The organism is Thalassobium sp. R2A62 (genome assembly GCF_000161835.1).
In the GTDB taxonomy this organism is placed as follows: Bacteria; Pseudomonadota; Alphaproteobacteria; order Rhodobacterales; family Rhodobacteraceae; genus Thalassobium.
On record NZ_GG697169.2, the window covers coordinates 2,951,710 to 2,970,260 of the forward strand.

An 18,551-nucleotide genomic window follows, 5' to 3' on the forward strand; every position below is an offset into this window, starting at 1 on the left:
TACAACGTGAACAAAGGTTCATCTCATGACACATCGTCCCTATCGCTCGGCTCTGTATCTTCCTGGCTCAAATGACCGGGCATTAGACAAAGCGCGGACGCTGGCAGTTGATGCGATTCTCTTTGATCTAGAAGACGCGGTTGCGGTTGATCAAAAGGCAGCGGCCCGCGATGGACTGGCTGCTGCTTTGATTCAAGGCGGCTATGGCGGTCGCGCGCGGATCGTTCGGATCAACGGGTTTGATACGGAATGGGCCGACGATGATCTGGCGGCCATTGCAGCGGCAAAGCCGGACGGAATTTTGCTGCCCAAGGTCGACAGTGGCGCCGATATCGAGACACTGGATGCCAAGATGAGCGCGCTTTCTGGCTACGGTGATACGCGGATCTGGGCGATGATCGAAACGCCGTTGGGCGTGTTGAATGCCGCCCAAATCGCTGCACACCCTCGGATGGAGGGATTCGTGTTGGGTACCAATGATCTGGCCAAAGATCTGAACACACGGTCTGGTGTGGCACGAGGGCCGTTGATGACCTCATTGCAACTCAGCCTGCTGGCTGCGCGTGCGCACGGTCTGGTCGCATTGGACGGTGTGTATAACGCGTTCAAGGACGAAGACGGGTTGCGCGCGGAATGCGAGCAAGGCCGCGACATGGGATTTGATGGCAAGACATTGATCCACCCAGCCCAAGTGGCGGTGGCCAACGTGGCCTTTGCCCCGTCAGAGCAAGAGGTCGATCTGGCCCATCGTCAAATCGAAGCGTTTGAAGCGGCAGAAGCCGAAGGCAAAGGCGTCGCAGTCGTCGATGGGCTTATCGTTGAAAACTTGCATATCGTTACCGCTCGGGCGACGCTGGCCAAGATGAAAATGATTGCCACATTGGAGAACTAAATGACCCTTTTGATCCTTGGACTTATTTTGTGGGTTGCGGCCCATTTCCTAAATCGTTTGGCGCCGGATTTGCGGACCCGAATGGGTGATCCGGGCAAGGGGATGGTGGCAATCGCAATCATCATCAGTGTCGTGTTGATGGTGTTGGGATATCGGTCTGCTGATGGTGCCGTGTTTTGGGGGCGGTCTGGTGGCTTGGTCGGGATCAACAATCTGCTGATGATCTTGGCCTTCTATATGTACGCAGTGAGCGGACCCAAAGGCGCGCGGGTTTGGGTTGGAACAAAAGTGCGACATCCGCAGCTCGTTGGCTTTTCGATTTGGGCCGTCGCGCATTTGCTTGTGAACGGTGATGTTCCGTCGTTTGTCTTGTTCGGCGGATTGCTTGCGTGGTCGCTAGGCTCGATCGTGTTGATAAACGCCCAAGAAGGCGCGTGGACGCCGCCCGAGCAGGCCCCGATGAAAAAAGAAGCTGTGGCAGTGGTCATCACTTTGGTCGTCGTGGCCATCGTCATCGCCATTCACACATGGCTGGGCGTGACGCCCGTTGGAGAATAACGCATGAGCACGATTTACCGGTTGTTGACCGAAGAGGACACATCCGCCTTTTGCCACAAGGTCAGCGATGCCTTGGCCAAGGGTTGGACGCTGTATGGCGATCCGACCTATGCGTTTGATGCGGCCAACGGCGTGATGCGTTGCGGCCAAGCTATTATCAAAAATGTTGATGCCGAATACGCGCCGGAAATGAAGCTGGGCCAACAATGAAGACCAATGCTGGCCGATTTTTCGAGGACTACAGCGTTGGTCAGGAAATCAAACATGCGGTGTCGCGCACGGTAAAGATGGGCGAACGGGCGTTGTACCATATGCTATATCCCGCGCGGCATGCTCTCTATTCGTCGGACCAATTCGCCCAAAGCTGTGGTCTGCCGTTTAGCCCTCTGGATGATCTGATCGGGTTTCACGTCGTGTTTGGCAAAACGGTGCCTGATGTGTCGCTGAATGCCGTCGCCAACCTTGGCTATGCCGAAGGCGTCTTCAAAGCACAGGTCTGGCCCGGTGATACATTGCGGTCCGTCTCGGACGTGATTGGGGTCAAGCAAAACTCGAACGGCAAAAGCGGTGTGGTCTGGGTACGGACGCGCGGTTTGAACCAGCATGACCAAGAGGTCATGAGCTATGTGCGTTGGGTTATGGTGCGCAAACGGGACGTTGATGCGCCCGCGCCAGCCACTGTGATCCCCGATCTGGCGGCTGTTGTTATTGCCGATGATCTTGTTCTGCCAAAGGGTCTGAATTTCGACAATTATGACTTTGATCTGGCGGGAGAGCCGCACCGAATGGGCGATTATCAGGTCGGCGAGATTATCGACCACGTCGACGGTGTCACGATCGAAGAAGCTGAGCATATGATGGCCACGCGTCTGTGGCAGAACACGGCCAAGGTGCATTTCGATGCGACCGCGCGTCCAGACGGGACGAGGCTGATCTATGGCGGGCACGTGATTTCGATGGCGCGTGCGCTGTCGTTCAACGGGCTAGCCAATGCGCAGATGATCGCAGCAATCAACAGCGGCGCCCATGCCAACCCATGTCTTGCTGGTGATACGGTGCGTGCGTGGTCTGAGGTGTTGGATGTGGCTGATACGTCCGAACCGAGCGTCGGAGCGATCCGTCTACGGCTTGTGGCGACACGAGGTGACGCTGGCGTCCTAAAAACCGAAGAGGGCAAGTATCACGGCGATGTCTTGCTCGATCTCGACTATTGGGCCTTTATGCCCAAATAAATTTTGGGAGTGCGTGACATGAAATCGATGATCTTGGCGGCCGGTTTGGCGTTGGTCGCAACAGGTGTCGTGGCGCAAGACCGCGAAGAGTTCATCCGCGATAATATCCTTGCCATTTTCTATAACGAATTCGGTCATGCGTTGATCGATGTGCGCGACTTGCCGATCTTTGGTCAGAAAGAAGATGCAGCAGATGTGGCGTCTGTGATGTTGATGCATTCGCTTTACGAAGAAGAAACGGCCATCCAGATGGTGATGTCTGCTGCCAAAGCGTTCTATGCGGACGCGGTCCAAGAGGCCAAGAGCGATGATGCCCCTTACTGGGATTCGCACGGTGCCAGCGAACAGCGGTACTTTAACACGATCTGCGTTTTCTATGGCGGCAATCCTGATGAGCGTTCGGATATGATTGACTTGATGGGTCTGCCAGAAGAACGGGCTGAAGGCTGCGAAGAAGAGTTCATGCAAGCAGACTTTAGCTGGGGCAATGCTTTGGCAGATATTGCTTCGGAAGAGGGCGCAGTGAGCTTTGACCTAGATGTGCGCGACGAAAGTGCGCCGATTACCAAGCTGACGATCACCGAAGAGCTAGAGGCGATGAACAGAACCTTTGCGTTAGAGAACCCCTTGCCCGTCCGGATCGAAAGCTGCGGAGAGGCAAACGCCTATTATGATCCAAATGATCAATCGATCACGATGTGTACCGAATTCGAAGAAAGTTTGGGTCTGGTCTTTGACAACATGTGATTACGTCTTGCACTAAGTTTTGTGATCACACAGATATTTTCTGTGATCACAAGGTGTCATTTACCTGTGACCCGCGCCAAAAAACCACAGGATTGGGGTGTGGCTAGGCGTGACTCTCAGTCGTACATCGGTCATTAACAGGACAAAGCTATGCGTGAGCAAAGCCAAGCCGAAGGAACCGAATATGGCCGATGTGAACCGGGGCAATCGCCCGCTTTCGCCGCATCTGACGATTTATCGCCCTCAGATGACCTCGATGACCTCTATTTTTGTGCGATTGACGGGCAATGCCTTGTTGATCGCGGCGTTGATGATTGTGTGGTGGTTTGTCGCCGCGGCCACAGGGCCTGAGGCGTTTGCAACCGCAGACGGATTTTTGCGCAGCTGGTTTGGGGATTTGGTTTTTTTCGCCTCGACTTGGGCGATCTGGTACCACCTGTTGGGTGGCCTGCGTCACCTGATCTGGGACATGGGATATGGGCTGGATCTGCAATCGGCCTATAACATGGGATACGCAATGATCATTGGATCGCTGCTGTTGACCGTACTCACCGTCATCGTGTTGTAAGGAGCGGGATCATGGCATTTCTCACAGACCGTAAACGCGCCGCTGGCATGGGCTCGGCCAAGCAAGGCACTGAACACCATTGGAGCATGATGGTCAGCTCGGCTGCTCTCTTGATCCTCGTCCCGCTGTTTATCTTTACCTTTGGGGCCGCATTGGGCGGCACCTACGAAGAGGTGATCGCCTACTATAGTCGCCCCGTACCTGCAGTGATCGCAGTACTGACGCTCTGGGTTGGCTTTATGCACTTTAAGAGCGGTGTGCAGGTGCTGATCGAGGACTACGTCCACGGCGTTGCCCGCAAGATCGCAATCATCGCGATGATCATTCTGTCCTACGGAGCGGCTGCTGCGGGCGTATTTGCCATCGCGCGGCTGGCTATTTGACCCCTTTTGAAATCGGAGCAACCTGATGGCTGCATATGAATATGAAACCCACGACTATGACGTGGTTGTTGTTGGTGCCGGTGGCGCAGGTTTGCGTGCGACATTGGGCATGGCCGAACAAGGGTTGCGCACAGCCTGTGTAACCAAGGTTTTCCCGACCCGTTCGCACACTGTGGCGGCACAGGGCGGCATCGCGGCGTCGTTGTCGAACATGGGTCCTGACCATTGGCAGTGGCACATGTATGACACCGTCAAAGGGTCGGACTGGCTGGGTGATACGGATGCGATGGAATACCTCGCCCGCGAAGCGCCCAAGGCGGTTTACGAGCTAGAGCACTATGGCGTGCCGTTCTCACGGACGGAAAAGGGCGAGATTTACCAGCGTCCCTTTGGTGGCCACACTACAGAATTTGGTGAAGGCCCACCCGTACAGCGGACCTGTGCCGCGGCCGACCGGACCGGCCACGCGATCCTGCACACGCTCTATGGTCAGTCGCTTAAGAACAACGCAGAATTCTACATCGAATATTTTGCCATCGATCTGATCATGTCCGAGGACGGCCAGTGCCAGGGCGTTGTCTGTTGGAAACTCGACGATGGCACCATGCACGTGTTCAACGCCAAAATGGTTGTGCTGGCGACGGGTGGCTATGGCCGCGCGTATTTCAGCGCGACATCTGCCCACACCTGTACGGGTGATGGTGGCGGTATGGCTGCACGTCAGGGTCTGCCTTTGCAGGACATGGAATTCGTTCAGTTTCACCCGACCGGCATTTACGGCGCTGGGTGTCTGATCACCGAAGGTGCGCGCGGCGAGGGTGGTTATTTGACCAACTCCGAAGGCGAGCGGTTCATGGAACGCTATGCACCGACCTACAAAGATCTCGCATCGCGGGATGTTGTGTCGCGCTGTATGACGATGGAAATTCGCGAGGGCCGCGGTGTCGGTACAGACAGTGACCACATTCACCTGCACCTCAACCACTTGCCCGCCGAGGCGTTGAACCTGCGCTTGCCCGGCATTTCCGAGAGCGCGCGGATTTTCGCGGGCGTTGATGTCACCAAAGAGCCGATCCCGGTTCTGCCGACCGTGCACTACAACATGGGTGGAATCCCGACCAACTATTGGGGCGAAGTTTTGAACCCAACAGCGGATGACTCTGATGCGGTATGTCCGGGCCTGATGGCCGTGGGCGAAGCTGGATGCGCCTCTGTTCATGGCGCGAACCGTCTGGGTTCGAACAGCTTGATCGACCTTGTGGTCTTTGGCCGTGCGGCCGCGATCAAGGCGGGGCAGGTTGTGGATGCAGAGGCACCAAACCCGACACTGAACCAAGCCAGCATCGATGCGGCATTTGACCGGTTCGACGGACTACGTCACGCGAATGGCGGCACTGGTACAGCCGAGCTGCGGCTTGAGATGCAAAAGACGATGCAGGCCGATGCTGCTGTGTTCCGCACAGACAAAACACTGGCCGAAGGTGTCACCAAGATGGAGGCCGTCGCTGAAAAGATGAGCGACCTGCATGTGACCGACAAGTCATTGGTTTGGAACAGTGACCTGATGGAAACGCTCGAACTGACCAACCTGATGCCAAATGCTTTGGCCACGATTGTTGGTGCTGAGGCGCGCAAAGAAAGCCGCGGCGCACACGCTCACGAGGATTACTCAGAGCGCGATGACAAAAACTGGCGCGTGCACAGTCTCGCTTATGTTGAGGGTGCCAAAACGACACTCAAAACACGGCCTGTGCACCTCGATCCTCTGACGACCGAGGACGAAGGCGGCATTGATCTGAAAAAGATCGCACCAAAGGCACGGGTGTACTGATGCGCGCGCTTGCGATCATCGCGGCCTTCGCTTTGATTGGCTGCGACGTGGCCAATGACGCGTTGGACCGTGAAGTTCGTCAAACCGCTGATACCGTGATCAACGGCGTGATCACAGACCGTTTCCCTGGTGTGGATCCGGCCCCTGTGACGAACTGCTTTATCGACAATGCCAGCCGCGGCGAGATCGTTGATATCGCCAGAGCTGCAGTGACGGGTGTGGATGACAGCACGGTCACGATGGTGCTGAACATTGGCAAGCGGCCAGAGACGCTCAAATGCTTGGTGTTGAACGACACGGGCGCGCTGCTGTGAATTCTGTATCCAGATGATCGCGTTCGGCTCACCCTTGGCGCCACGTGTGGCTGTTGTCGGAGCGTTTCGCTCGGGCACAAATTTGGGTCATTATTTGGTCCAAAACAGCACAAATGCGCGTGTCCGCTATGATCGGGTGGGTTGGAAACATGCGCCCTATCCGGTCATCCCCGAGAGCCGCAACAGACTGGTACGCAAGGTTAATGTCATGACGGTGGTCAAGAATCCGTTTGCGCTGATCCGCTCGATGCACAGCTATCACGTCAAAGCCGACCGCAACATTTTAGCGCCGACAGATTGGGCCGCGTTCCTGCGTAGCCCCTTTGTTATCACCGACGTGCGCGAGGGACGTTCGGCACAACAGTGGTTCGCGACTCCGATTGATTATTGGAATGCGCTCTATTGGAACTTTACGACCTTGCCGGCTGCATTCTTTCGGGCCGTGACTGTACGGCTTGAGGATCTGGTGCAGGACGCCGAACAGCAATTGAAACAGGTTTGCCAAGGTTTGGGTTTGCGCCAAACGGCTGCAGCGGTCTTGCCAGAGGCCAAGCTGGACCGGAACAAAGCAGGCCGACGTGCGGCGACGGACAAGACCCAAGGGTTTGACAAAGCAGGGTTTGAGGCCAAAACATTTATGAACGACTACTCGCAAGATGACGTTGCGTATGTAAACGCACGGCTGGATCCCAAGCTGATGTCTCAATTGGGTTATGATGCCGCTGGAGGCTGGGCATGATTATTGCAAACCTCGCAACCTATCCACCGCGCCGCGAGAACCTGCTGCCCGTCGTCCAAGCGATCGCGCCACAGGTCGACCAGCTGAACGTTGTATTGAACCAATACGATGCCGAACTGCCCGAATTGGTAGACATCCCAAACGTCAAACAAATCATCCCGCATGAAGACACCAAAGACGTTGGAAAATTCTATCCCAATGTCTCGGATGCTGACTTTGTGTTCATGATCGACGACGACCTGATTTATCCCGCTGATTTCGTCGAACGCTCTGTCGCGTCGCTGACGGCGCTTGGACCTTCAGGGTTTATGGGCGGCTATCATGCGTCGCTCTATATGAAACCGTCGTTTTCACTGAGCCCCAAAAAGCTGATTGCTTGGGTGCGCTATGCGGATGTCAAAATCGCTGACTACCGTGCGCCATTCCGGTTCTACGAGACGTTGGAACAGCCGACAGTGGTGGACCAAATCGCCACCAATGCTGCGATCATGCGTGGCGCGGATTTCCCACCCTACGAATTCATGGCAGGCAGCCAAAAATTCGTCGATGTGCGTCTTGCGCGGTGGTGTTTTGAACATGACATCCGCCCTTTGGCCCTGCCCAAGGTTGAGGGCTGGCTCGGGGAAGTCCGCTTTGAAGAGACTATTTTCAATGGGTTTACCCGTAAAAATCACCCCCATGTGTCAGAGGAAATTTGGACCTATGCGTTCAAGGTTCTCGGACGCGGGGCTCCTGTCACACCTGATGCTGAGAGATAGAAAACAGATATGGTTCAACTGACGCTTCCTAAGAACAGCCGGATGAAAACCGGCAAGACATGGCCCAAGCCAGAGGGTGCCACGAATCTGCGGACGTTCCACATCTATCGTTGGAACCCAGATGACGGGAAAAATCCGCAGGTCGACACCTATTTTGTTGATATAGACACCTGCGGCCCGATGATGTTGGATGCCTTGATCAAGATCAAATCCGAGATTGATCCGACGCTGACGTTCCGCCGGTCCTGCCGCGAGGGAATTTGCGGATCTTGCGCGATGAACATCGGCGGGATCAATACTTTGGCCTGTCTCTACGGTCTCGATGATGTGACCGGCGACGTCAAAATCTACCCGCTGCCGCACATGCCAGTCGTCAAGGATTTGATCCCTGACCTGACGCATTTTTATGCTCAGCACGCCAGTATTATGCCGTGGCTTGAGACCAAGACCAACCGCCCCGCAAAAGAGTGGAAGCAGTCGGTCGAGGATCGCGAAAAACTGGATGGCCTGTACGAATGTGTGATGTGTGCGTGCTGCTCTACGTCCTGCCCATCTTATTGGTGGAATGGTGATCGGTATTTGGGGCCAGCCGCGTTGTTGCACGCCTACCGTTGGATTATCGACAGCCGCGACGAGGCAACAGGCGAGCGTTTGGACGAGTTGGAAGACCCCTTCAAACTGTATCGCTGCCACACGATCATGAACTGCGCCAAGACCTGTCCCAAGGGTTTGAACCCTGCCAAGGCGATCGCCGAGGTCAAAAAGATGATGGTCGAGCGTACGGTTTAACAGGCGGGGGGGCTTGCCCCCAGCCTTTTGCCAGAAACCTTGAACAGGGCCCTGCAGATGCAGGGCCTTTTCTTTTGTATGGGGTTGGGGTTGGGTAGGGTATGAAATTAGATACCCCGCAAACGCCCCGCCCCGATGACGCCGAAGCGCGTCTGAAAATCGTCCCTGTCGTTTGCTACCCGCCTGACAGTCTGCCAGCGCCAAAAATGGACTGGTTCGCTGATGTCTTGGACGGGATGATCCAAGTGGATGAAGTCGTAGCCGCCCCGCGCGAGGCTGGCTTTGCCACGGTTCCCGCAGGCCATGTTTTTCGTATTCTTAGCGTCGATGGCCCGCAGGTTGGCGATCTGAACCTGTGGAATGCGGCAGATCTCAGCGAGCGGTTCTATTCAGGAAAAACAAGGGCTTTGCACGGCACACACCTAAGCACTGGTGACCAAATGTGGTCGAGCTTTCCGACAATGCGGCCAATGGCGACGGTCATTCACGATACGCTGGATTGGTATGGCTTTGATGAATTTGGCGGCTCGGTCCACGATGTGATCGGCACGCGCTGCGACCCTTATACCAACACGTTGTTGTCGGGTGGGCAGTACCATCACTGTTGTCATTCGAACCTGACGCGCGGTTTAGCAGATCATACAGGGCTCAGTCTAAAGGATGCAGAGCCGCTGGTGCATGATGTGCTGAACGTATTTATGTGCACTGGCTTTATGCGGGACACGGGCCAGTACTTTATGAAGGCAAGCCCCGTGCGACCCGGCGATCACCTAGATTTCTTGGCGGAAATGGATCTGGTCGTGGGCATTAGTGCCTGCCCCGGTGGCGACTGTAGCACGACGCATTCCAGCGACACCGCACAGTGCCATCCGTTGGTGATCCAAGTGTTCAAGCCGCGCGATAGGGTGATGGGCGATTGGGGCCCGTCCAAGCCCAACGCCTATGATCGCACGCACGGGCGTTAGGGGGCTGCGAAGGCTGCCGTCAGCGCAATATCCACCATGTCACCGAACGAGCTTTCGCGATCTTGGGCGGGCAGAGCTTCGCCAGTGACCAGATGGTCCGAGACGGTCAGAACAGCCAACGCGCGACGACCATACCGAGCAGCTAGATTGTAAAGTTCGGCAGCCTCCATTTCGACGCCAAGGATGCCGTGGCGCGTCATCTGCTCGTTGAGATCGGGGCGTTCGTCATAAAAGACATCCGCTGAATAAATGCCGCCAATGTGGGTTTTGACATCAAGCGACATGGCTGCGTGATAGGCGCGGTGCAACAGGTCAAAATCTGCGCAGGGAGCAAAGTTCAGCTCGCGGAACATCCCGATGGACGGTGTCGAGAGACTGCTCGCCGTTTGGGCGAGAATCACATCACGAATGCCCACATGTTTCTGCATGGCACCGGTTGATCCAATTCGAATCAAGGTTTGAACGTCGTAGTCCTTGATCAACTCGTTTGCGTAGATCGAAAGGCTCGGCATTCCCATACCGGATCCTTGGATCGTGACGCGGTGCCCGTTCCATGTGCCTGTATAGCCGTACATGCCGCGGACTTTGTTGACGCAGACCGCATCGGTCAGGAATGTCTCGGCGGCCCATTTGGCGCGCAGGGGGTCTCCTGGCATCAAAACGGTTTCTGCAATTTCGCCCTTTTCCGCACCGATATGAATTGTCATTGGATATGCTCCTGTGTTCGCGCCATAGTTCAGCATAGTCTATGCGTAGTCGGAGAGAGGCGCCATGCGGTTTGGGATGATTTTGATAGGGGCTGTATTGGCCGCATCTGGGGCCATTGCCGCGCCGGACAAGGTCGAGGTGACGCTGGTCAAAACCTTTATGCAAGATCTGCAACGCCGGTCAGTCAACGACAATATCGAATACTGTGGCTACATTGGATATGATCCGCGCGGCACCATTCGTGCGACGATTGCGGTGGCGGGTGGTCGTGCGTCTTGCTGGTCCGAGGCACCGGAAAAGCTTCGGGTTGTGGCGTCATACCATACCCATGCGGCGTGGGATCCCGACTATTTCGGCGAGGTTCCCAGCACTCAGGACATGGAAAGCGACCGTGAGCAAGAGATGGACGGGTATGTCGCAACACCCGGCGGACGGCTCTGGTTTGTTGATTATCGCCAAATGCTGACCTATCAAATTTGTAGCGCGGGATGTTTGCCGGCTGATCCAAATTTCCAACGCGGCTCGGATGGCGAAATCAAGCAAATGTACACCTATAAACAACTGCGCAAGTTGTTGGGGGGCGGATGAGATGAAGATTGTTGCAACGGGACTGGCCATTTGTTTGGCGACCCCATTGGTCGCACAGGACAATGCAGAAATTCAGTTTGTGAAGCGCTTGTTCGCGCAATTGCAGCCGCTGTCTTTCAAAGAGAACCGCGAGTTCTGCGGCTATATCGGCTATGATGCGGCCGGTGACCTAATGGCGAGCAATGCCGCGCGTGGCGACGAAAGCAGCTGTCTTGCCGATGATCCACCCGCCGAAATGGAAATCATTGCGTCCTATCACACCCATGGTGCGGCTTCCGAGGAGCACTATGGCGAAATCCCCAGTGGCGCTGACATGGAAGGCGACGAAGAAGAGGGCATTGACGGCTGGGTCGCGACACCCGGTGGACGGCTGTGGTACAACGACAGCACCGATATGGTCGCGTCGCAGATTTGCAGTGTTGGTTGCCTAGAGCAGGATCCGAACTTCTTTGTTGGGATCGACGGCCAAATCGCGCAATCCTACAGCTATGATGATCTGGTCGAACGGATCAGCCAGTAGCGAGCCCCGTTTGTGAAGGCGGGATTTACTCTGCCGCAGTCGCGGTGGGTTCAACCAGAGTGACAAGATCATTCATGATGCGGTTCAGCTCAAAATCCTTGGGCGTGTATACCCGCGCGACGCCCATTGCGCGCAGGTGGTCGGCGTCGTCTTCGGGAATAATGCCGCCTACGACCACAGGAACATGTCCGAGGTTCCGGGCGCGCATTTTTTCCATCAGGCTTTCAATCAACGGGATGTGGCTGCCCGATAGAATAGACAGCCCGACGACATGTGCTTCGTCTGCCAGAGCAGCTTCGACGATTTCGTCGGGGGTTAGCCGGATGCCTTCATAGGTTATGTCCATGCCGCAATCGCGCGCACGGGCGGCAATCTGTTCGGCCCCATTCGAGTGGCCATCAAGCCCGGGCTTGCCGACAAGGAATTTCAACCGACGCCCCAGCTGGTCGCTGACGGCATCCACACGCGCGCGGATTTCGTCCAGACCTTCGGTGCGGTTCGATTGGCTTTTTGAAACACCCGTCGGTGCGCGGTATTGACCAAAGGCTGCGCGGATCACGTCACCCCATTCACCGGTGGTCGCACCTGCTTTGGCAGCTTTGATCGTTGGGATCATGATGTTGGTTCCGGTTTGCGCAGCTGCTCTGACCTCGGCCAACGCCACATCCACGGCGGCTTGATCGCGGCTCGCTTTCCATGCGGTCAACCGCTCAATCTGGTCCCGCTCAGCGTCGGCATCGGCGACCATGATTGCTTCGTCGCCTGCGGTCAGTGGGCTTTCTTCGGCCTGAGTGAATTTGTTGACGCCAACAACGGTGGTGTCGCCGATTTCGATATTGCCAATGCGATCCGCGTTGGCCTCGACCAATCGCGATTTCATGTATTCAATCGCCTCGTTCGCGCCGCCCATGCTGTTGATCTGCGCGAGCTCTGACCGCGCCCCTTCTTTTAGCTCGGCCACTTTGCGGTCTACCGCTGGGTTGCCATCGAACAAATCGTCGTATTCCAACAGATCAGTTTCAAACGCCATGATTTGCTGCATGCGTAGGGACCATTGTTGATCCCAAGGGCGCGGCAACCCGAGCGCTTCGTTCCAAGCGGGCAACTGCACCGCGCGGGCACGTGCGTTTTTTGACAGTGTCACCGCGAGCATTTCGATCAGGATGCGGTAGACGTTGTTTTCAGGTTGTTGTTCCGTCAGTCCTAAACTGTTGACCTGAACACCGTAACGGAACCGGCGGAATTTGGGATCTTCGACGCCGTAGCGTTCGCGGGTGATTTCGTCCCACAGTTCGACAAAGGCGCGCATCTTGCACATCTCGGTCACAAAGCGGATGCCCGCATTTACGAAAAAGCTGATGCGCCCAACCATAGCGGGGAAATGTTCGGCTGGTACTTTGCCGCGCAGATCGTCCAGCACCGCTGTCGCGGTCGCTAGTGCAAAGGCGAGCTCTTGCTCGGGCGTGGCGCCGGCCTCTTGCAAATGGTAGGAACACACGTTCATCGGGTTCCATTTCGGCAGGTGTTCGCGGGTGTAGGCCGCCACATCTGTGATCATCCGCAGTGAAGGTTTAGGCGGGCAGATGTAGGTGCCACGTGACAAGTATTCTTTGATGATATCGTTCTGAACGGTGCCCTGTAGGGCCGAAACATCGGCACCCTGCTCTTCCGCTACCGCGATATACAGCGCCAACAGCCATGGGGCCGTCGCGTTGATAGTCATCGAGGTGTTCATCTGATCCAGCGGAATATCGTCAAACAGCGCGCGCATATCGCCCAAGTGAGCGACAGGTACACCGACCTTGCCAACTTCGCCGCGGGCCAATTCATGATCGCTGTCGTATCCGGTTTGGGTTGGCAAATCGAATGCCACCGATAGACCCGTCTGACCCTTGGCCAAGTTCCCACGATAGAGAGCATTTGATGCCGTCGCGGTCGAGTGACCCGCATAGGTCCGGAACAACCAAGGGCGATCTTTTTGCTGCTGCGGCATTTCGTAGGCTCCGAATCCAGTTGAGTAATTTTATTTCGTATGATACCTAATATCGGACAGAATATGGCGATGTCAATTCGCTGCGTTGCGGCAATTCTACGGAATGACACCGCGACGACCCTGCAATGGCAAGGATGCCGCGGTTTTTTCAAACCCGCGCGGCTGCCGCGAAAAAGGGTGCAATGCTTTTGCCATGGGTTAATCTGCCTTCTGATGACCCAGAATGTGCAAATCCCCCTTTGGTTATTGATCCTGATTCTGCTGTTCGCGGCAGTAACGGCATTGTCGCATTTTCTGTTGCCCTCGGTGCGTTGGTTCTTTCGTAAACGGATGGAACGTGTCGTCACCCAAATGAACACGCGGCTGGCGCGGCCGATTGAGCCGTTCAAGCTGGCGCGCAGACACGACATGATCCAGCGGATCATCTATGATCCCGAGGTCACAGCCGCGATTGTCGAGCATGCCGAGGATCAAGACATGCCCGAGAACGTCGCGTTCGAACAGGCGCGCCAATATGCCCGCGAGATCGTTCCATCATTTTCCGCCACGGCTTATTTCAGTTTTGGGATGCGGATCGCAAAATGGCTTTCGCGGTCATTCTACCGTGTGCGACTGGGTAATTTTGATCGCGAAGAGCTGTTGGCGATTGATCCGGACGCGACAGTGATCTTTGTCATGAACCACCGCAGCAACATGGATTACGTGTTGGTGACCCATTTGGTGTCACAGGCCAGCACGCTGTCTTATGCGGTGGGCGAATGGGCGCGGGTCTGGCCGTTGTCCGCGATCATCAAAGCGATGGGTGCCTATTTTATCAGACGGCGTTCGCGCGGCACCCTCTACCGCAAGATTTTGGCGCGATATGTGCAAATGGCCACTGAAAATGGTGTGACCCAAGCGTTCTTTCCTGAAGGCGGATTGTCACTGACTGGACGGACGATGGAGCCGAAATATGGTCTGTTGAACTACGTGATCAGCGGGCTTGGGGCCGAAGGGCGCGACGTCATTTTTGTCCCTGTCGCGATTAACTATGACCACGTGATCGAAGACCGCGTGTTGATCAAAGCCGGACAAGACGGCAACCGCCGGTTCGGTGTCAAGCTGACCAAAGCCGCAGGGGTCATCCTGCGGTATCTTGGTCAACGCCTGACTGGACGCTTTCGCAAGCTGGGCGCCGCATCCGTTAGTTTTGGCACGCCGATGTCCTACCAAGATTTTGCAGCAGGCCGCAGTGAAGATCTGACCGAAGAGATCGGGCAGGCATTGATGGACCGCATCCGGGCTGTTGTTCCTGTGGTGCCTGTCCCGCTGATTGCCACGAGCCTTTTGGCCCAAGGGACGGTGGCATCCGAGGTCCAACTGGTCAGAGATGTCGAGGCGATGCTGACCGAGCTCGCAGCCAAGGGGGCCGCCCTGCCACGTCGTACGGCCGCGCAGCTGGTGCCTGACACATTGCCGGATCTCGTGCGGCGGAAAATCATCAAACGCGACGGTGATACGATCACATTCGATGAGGTGGATCGCGCGGTTTTGGAATACTACCGCGCCTCAATCGAGCACCTGATGGATGCAACTGCAGCGAAATCTGCAGAAATTTCTGCAATTGCAGGGTAATTAAATTACAAAATACCCCAATATGGGGTTGCTATGTTGCGAGCGCAATAATATTTCAAGGTTAGGCCGCTGCGATTCTGCGATGCGGCAGAGATTTTGAACCTACGGGATGGAGGCGCACATGGCTCTCGACACGCATGCAGCAGAAGTTTCTTACAACGCCGAGAAAAAAGACCTCTATGAGATGGGCGAAGTCCCTCCCATGGGTCACGTCCCATCACAGATGTATGCATGGACGATCCGCCGTGAGCGTCATGGCGAGCCGGACAAGGCATTCGAGGTCGAGGTCGTCGACACGCCAAAACTGGACAGCAACGAAGTACTGGTTTTGGTCATGGCCGCAGGCGTTAACTATAACGGTGTTTGGGCCGGCCTAGGTGTTCCTATCAGTCCGTTTGACGGCCACGGTGCCGACTACCACATCGCAGGTTCCGATGCGTCCGGCATCGTTTGGGCCGTTGGCGACAAGGTAAAGCGTTGGAAGGTTGGCGACGAAGTGGTGATCCACTGCAACCAAGACGACGGTGACGACGAAGAATGCAACGGCGGCGATCCGATGTTTTCTACTAGTCAGCGCATTTGGGGCTACGAGACGCCTGACGGCTCTTTTGCTCAGTTTACAAACGTTCAGGCACAGCAGCTGATGCCGCGCCCCAAGCACCTGACATGGGAAGAGGCTGCCTGTTATACGCTGACACTCGCCACTGCATATCGGATGCTGTTTGGTCACGAACCGCACGATCTAAAGCCCGGTCAGAACGTTCTGGTCTGGGGTGCATCTGGCGGTCTGGGGTCCTATGCGATCCAGTTGATCAATACCGCTGGTGCCAATGCAATCGGCGTGATTTCTGACGAGAGCAAGCGCGACTTTGTCATGGGGCTGGGCGCCAAAGGTGTCATCAATCGCCGCGACTTTGATTGCTGGGGTCAGATGCCCACGGTGAACACGCCAGAATATGCCGCATGGTTCAAAGAAGCCCGCAAGTTCGGCAAAGCGATCTGGGACATCACCGGCAAAGGCGTCAACGTCGACATGGTATTCGAACACCCAGGCGAGGCGACGTTCCCAGTCTCGACCTTTGTTTGCAAAAAGGGCGGTATGGTCGTGATTTGTGCGGGGACGTCGGGGTTCAATCTGACGCTAGACGTGCGGTACATGTGGATGCACCAAAAACGTCTACAAGGGAGCCACTTTGCCCATTTCAAACAGGCAAGTGCTGCGAACAAACTGATGCTGGAGCGTCGGTTAGATCCTTGCATGTCCGAAGTGTTTGAATGGAACGATATTCCAGAGGCGCACATGAAAATGATGCGCAACGAGCACAAACCAGGCAACATGTCGGTGCTGGTGCAGTCGCCCCAAACCGGTCTGCGCTCGTTCGAGGATGTTCTCGCCCAACAGTAAACGCACTATGCACGTTATTCGTGTATTTTGATCGCCTCGATTCTGAAGGATCGGGGCGATTTACTTTTTGGTAACAATTTTGCTTAAGCGTTTCCAGAGGGTTAGTTGCAGTGGCTCCCACCATAAATGGGGGGCTGTAATAAGCGAGTGTTCGAAAACATCGCCTTGTGGTAGTGTTATGTTAACCGCTCGTTAACCACTCAAGCAGAAAGTCGCTCATGGGACATAATTGGATACTCGACGTCCTCGCGGACCTTAAGGCCTTTGCGCAGCAAAACGAACTTCCCATCCTTGCTGAACAACTTGCTGATGCTAGCCTTGTCGCGGTCGCAGAGATTTCGTCGCAGGATGAGGGAACGCCCGAGGGCGTACGTGGTCATGACGCGCAAGCTGGAGACGTTTATCGAAGAACTGGAACAAGCGACATCGCTTAACCATTTGCAGGACAGTATTTCAGACCTGCGAGACCTCTATAAAATCGATCACATCGTCTATCACTGGGTATCCAGCGATGGTGAACAGTATGGCTGTGGCACCTATGATCGGTCGTGGGTACAACGCTATGTCGAACAGGATTATTTGCGGATAGATCCGGTCGTGGTTGGCTGCTTCCAGCGGTTTCACCCAGTGGATTGGAAACGGCTCGATTGGTCTTCCAAGGCCGCACGCACGTTCCAAGCCGAAGCAATAGAAGCAGGTGTCGGGATCCAAGGCTATTCCATCCCGATCCGTGGGCCGAATGGGCAGTTCGCGTTGTTTTCGGCATCTCACAATTGCGACGATGATTGGTGGGCAAATTGGACAGAGGCGAACCGCCGGGATCTGATTCTGATTGCGCATACGTTCAACCAAAAGGGGCTCGAGTTTGAAAAAAACCGTGTCCCCGAGGCGGCCAAGGGTCTGAGCCCCCGCGAGGTTGATGCAATGACGTTCCTTGCTATGGGATATTCGCGTGCGCAAGTGGCGAATACTTTGTCGATCTCCGAGCACACCCTGCGTGCCTATATCGAAAGTGCACGGTTCAAATTGGGTGCGTTGAACACAACCCATGCTGTGGCCCGTGCCATGGCGCACGGGCTAATTGTCGTCGGTGGCGCTGCTAAAAACGCGGCTGGCGGATGGCCTGGACAACAGTCGACGACGGATCCACAATGAACGACGCATCACCGTTTCGTTAAGAAACATGAACGGGATTTAACTGGCCGGCGCGACCCGCTCGGTCTGCCTTAACGACTGTGTTTCTACCTTGGCCTCAGGACGATAAGGAAAGGGAAATACGAATGCTACGTTATCTATATGCCGATGACTTGAATGCTTACCCTCGGTTGCGAGACAGCACGTTCCGCGATCGCGCAACGCAATTTCACGACCGACTAGGTTGGGATGTGCAGGTCGATGACGGCGGGCTCGAACGCGATCAATACGACGACCTTAGCCCGCTCTATGTGATTTGGGAGCGCCCTGACGGATTGCATGGCGGGTCGATGCGGTTTTGCCTACAACGGGTCGAACCATGACCGAGGAGCACTTTGCAGGCATTGCTGATGTCAGCGGTCTCAAGAGCCCGTTCATTTGGGAATGCACACGGTTCTGTCTCGCGCCGAACTCTCAGGCGTGCGTGGCTGGTCTGCTTATGTTGGCGGGCGGAGAGCTCATGCGGCAAATGGGGCTATCGCATTTCTTGGGTGTCTTTGATGCTCGGATGGTTCGGATTTACCGTACGATAGGGTCGTCACCCGAAATTCTGGGGTCAGTCGGTCAGGGCCGCGAACAGCTAAGTGTTGGGCTCTGGAGGTATTCGGAAGCTGACCGTGCGCAGGTTCTCGACCGTGCAGGAGTGTCGTCGGAATTGTCTGAACACTGGTACAATCGCGCCTTTGGATTTGACCGTGAACTGGCACAGACCGCATAAGCGCTGGCACCCTCAACGTGGGGCGGATAGTGTCC

20 protein-coding genes and 1 pseudogene are annotated in these 18,551 nt (G+C 55.7%); 19 read left to right on the forward strand and 2 right to left on the reverse strand.

Annotated elements, in window-relative coordinates:
• Positions 1-25: 25 nt before the first annotated feature.
• The 13 genes from TR2A62_RS14760 (at position 26) to TR2A62_RS14820 (ending at position 9,776) form a co-directional block, all read left to right on the forward strand.
• A complete protein-coding gene (locus tag TR2A62_RS14760) occupies positions 26-892 on the forward strand; it encodes a CoA ester lyase (protein WP_009157456.1) in 867 nt (288 codons plus the stop codon).
• Positions 893-1,450, forward strand: coding sequence for an NnrU family protein (locus TR2A62_RS14765; RefSeq protein WP_009158409.1), 558 nt, complete (start codon positions 893-895; stop codon positions 1,448-1,450). It abuts the gene before it with no gap.
• A gap of 3 nt (positions 1,451-1,453) precedes the next feature.
• A complete protein-coding gene (locus TR2A62_RS14770; protein WP_009157384.1) occupies positions 1,454-1,660 on the forward strand; it encodes a DUF1737 domain-containing protein in 207 nt (68 codons plus the stop codon).
• Complete coding sequence (locus tag TR2A62_RS14775) at positions 1,657-2,682, forward strand: MaoC family dehydratase (protein WP_009160857.1); 1,026 nt, start codon at positions 1,657-1,659, stop codon at positions 2,680-2,682. Before TR2A62_RS14770 ends, TR2A62_RS14775 begins: the two co-directional genes overlap by 4 nt.
• 18 nt (positions 2,683-2,700) lie before the next feature.
• The gene (locus tag TR2A62_RS14780) at positions 2,701-3,429 is read left to right on the forward strand and encodes a DUF4344 domain-containing metallopeptidase (RefSeq protein ID WP_009159928.1); all 729 of its coding nucleotides are present in this window, start codon (positions 2,701-2,703) and stop codon (positions 3,427-3,429) included.
• 184 nt (positions 3,430-3,613) lie between these two features.
• A complete protein-coding gene (gene sdhC / locus TR2A62_RS14785) occupies positions 3,614-3,997 on the forward strand; it encodes a succinate dehydrogenase, cytochrome b556 subunit (RefSeq protein WP_009157490.1) in 384 nt (127 codons plus the stop codon).
• A gap of 11 nt (positions 3,998-4,008) precedes the next feature.
• Positions 4,009-4,380 carry a succinate dehydrogenase, hydrophobic membrane anchor protein gene (gene sdhD, locus TR2A62_RS14790; protein ID WP_009158580.1) on the forward strand — a complete coding sequence of 124 codons (372 nt, stop codon included), beginning with the start codon at positions 4,009-4,011 and terminating at the stop codon, positions 4,378-4,380.
• A gap of 25 nt (positions 4,381-4,405) precedes the next feature.
• On the forward strand, positions 4,406-6,211 hold the full coding sequence (gene sdhA, locus TR2A62_RS14795) for a succinate dehydrogenase flavoprotein subunit (RefSeq protein ID WP_009159163.1): 1,806 nt from the start codon (positions 4,406-4,408) through the stop codon (positions 6,209-6,211).
• The gene (locus tag TR2A62_RS14800; protein ID WP_009160217.1) at positions 6,211-6,525 is read left to right on the forward strand and encodes a hypothetical protein; all 315 of its coding nucleotides are present in this window, start codon (positions 6,211-6,213) and stop codon (positions 6,523-6,525) included. Before sdhA ends, TR2A62_RS14800 begins: the two co-directional genes overlap by 1 nt.
• Positions 6,526-6,538: 13 nt before the next feature.
• Positions 6,539-7,264 carry a hypothetical protein gene (locus tag TR2A62_RS14805; RefSeq protein ID WP_009160406.1) on the forward strand — a complete coding sequence of 242 codons (726 nt, stop codon included), beginning with the start codon at positions 6,539-6,541 and terminating at the stop codon, positions 7,262-7,264.
• Positions 7,261-8,022, forward strand: a complete 762-nt coding sequence (locus tag TR2A62_RS14810; protein ID WP_009157302.1) for a hypothetical protein — start codon at positions 7,261-7,263, stop codon at positions 8,020-8,022. Before TR2A62_RS14805 ends, TR2A62_RS14810 begins: the two co-directional genes overlap by 4 nt.
• A gap of 9 nt (positions 8,023-8,031) precedes the next feature.
• A complete protein-coding gene (locus TR2A62_RS14815; RefSeq protein ID WP_009159536.1) occupies positions 8,032-8,811 on the forward strand; it encodes a succinate dehydrogenase iron-sulfur subunit in 780 nt (259 codons plus the stop codon).
• 101 nt (positions 8,812-8,912) lie between these two features.
• Positions 8,913-9,776 (forward strand): DUF1989 domain-containing protein, encoded by an 864-nt coding sequence (locus TR2A62_RS14820; RefSeq protein ID WP_009157413.1) that lies wholly within the window; start codon positions 8,913-8,915, stop codon positions 9,774-9,776.
• Here TR2A62_RS14820 and deoD read toward each other — a convergent pair.
• On the reverse strand, positions 9,773-10,483 hold the full coding sequence (gene deoD / locus TR2A62_RS14825; protein WP_009160489.1) for a purine-nucleoside phosphorylase: 711 nt from the start codon (positions 10,481-10,483) through the stop codon (positions 9,773-9,775). The genes TR2A62_RS14820 and deoD overlap by 4 nt on opposite strands.
• Before the next feature lie 64 nt (positions 10,484-10,547).
• On the opposite strand from deoD, the gene TR2A62_RS14830 reads away from it, so the two are divergent.
• Positions 10,548-11,072 carry a DUF4329 domain-containing protein gene (locus TR2A62_RS14830; protein ID WP_009159074.1) on the forward strand — a complete coding sequence of 175 codons (525 nt, stop codon included), beginning with the start codon at positions 10,548-10,550 and terminating at the stop codon, positions 11,070-11,072.
• Position 11,073: 1 nt separating this feature from the next.
• On the forward strand, positions 11,074-11,592 hold the full coding sequence (locus TR2A62_RS14835; protein ID WP_009159527.1) for a DUF4329 domain-containing protein: 519 nt from the start codon (positions 11,074-11,076) through the stop codon (positions 11,590-11,592).
• 25 nt (positions 11,593-11,617) lie between these two features.
• Here the strand turns inward: TR2A62_RS14835 and TR2A62_RS14840 are convergent, their stop codons facing one another.
• On the reverse strand, positions 11,618-13,585 hold the full coding sequence (locus tag TR2A62_RS14840) for a protein meaA (protein ID WP_009160500.1): 1,968 nt from the start codon (positions 13,583-13,585) through the stop codon (positions 11,618-11,620).
• 213 nt (positions 13,586-13,798) lie between these two features.
• On the opposite strand from TR2A62_RS14840, the gene TR2A62_RS14845 reads away from it, so the two are divergent.
• From TR2A62_RS14845 to TR2A62_RS14865, 4 genes and pseudogenes are all read left to right on the forward strand, one after another.
• A complete protein-coding gene (locus TR2A62_RS14845) occupies positions 13,799-15,199 on the forward strand; it encodes a 1-acyl-sn-glycerol-3-phosphate acyltransferase (protein WP_040821605.1) in 1,401 nt (466 codons plus the stop codon).
• Between the two features lie 121 nt (positions 15,200-15,320).
• Positions 15,321-16,604, forward strand: coding sequence for a crotonyl-CoA carboxylase/reductase (gene ccrA, locus TR2A62_RS14850; RefSeq protein ID WP_009159809.1), 1,284 nt, complete (start codon positions 15,321-15,323; stop codon positions 16,602-16,604).
• A gap of 378 nt (positions 16,605-16,982) precedes the next feature.
• Positions 16,983-17,759: an autoinducer binding domain-containing protein gene (locus TR2A62_RS14860; RefSeq protein WP_009160881.1), complete on the forward strand. Its 777-nt coding sequence runs from the start codon at positions 16,983-16,985 to the stop codon at positions 17,757-17,759.
• A 125-nt stretch (positions 17,760-17,884) separates the two neighbouring features.
• Positions 17,885-18,516 (forward strand): annotated as a pseudogene (locus TR2A62_RS14865) (acyl-homoserine-lactone synthase).
• The last annotated feature ends 35 nt before the right edge of the window (positions 18,517-18,551 follow it).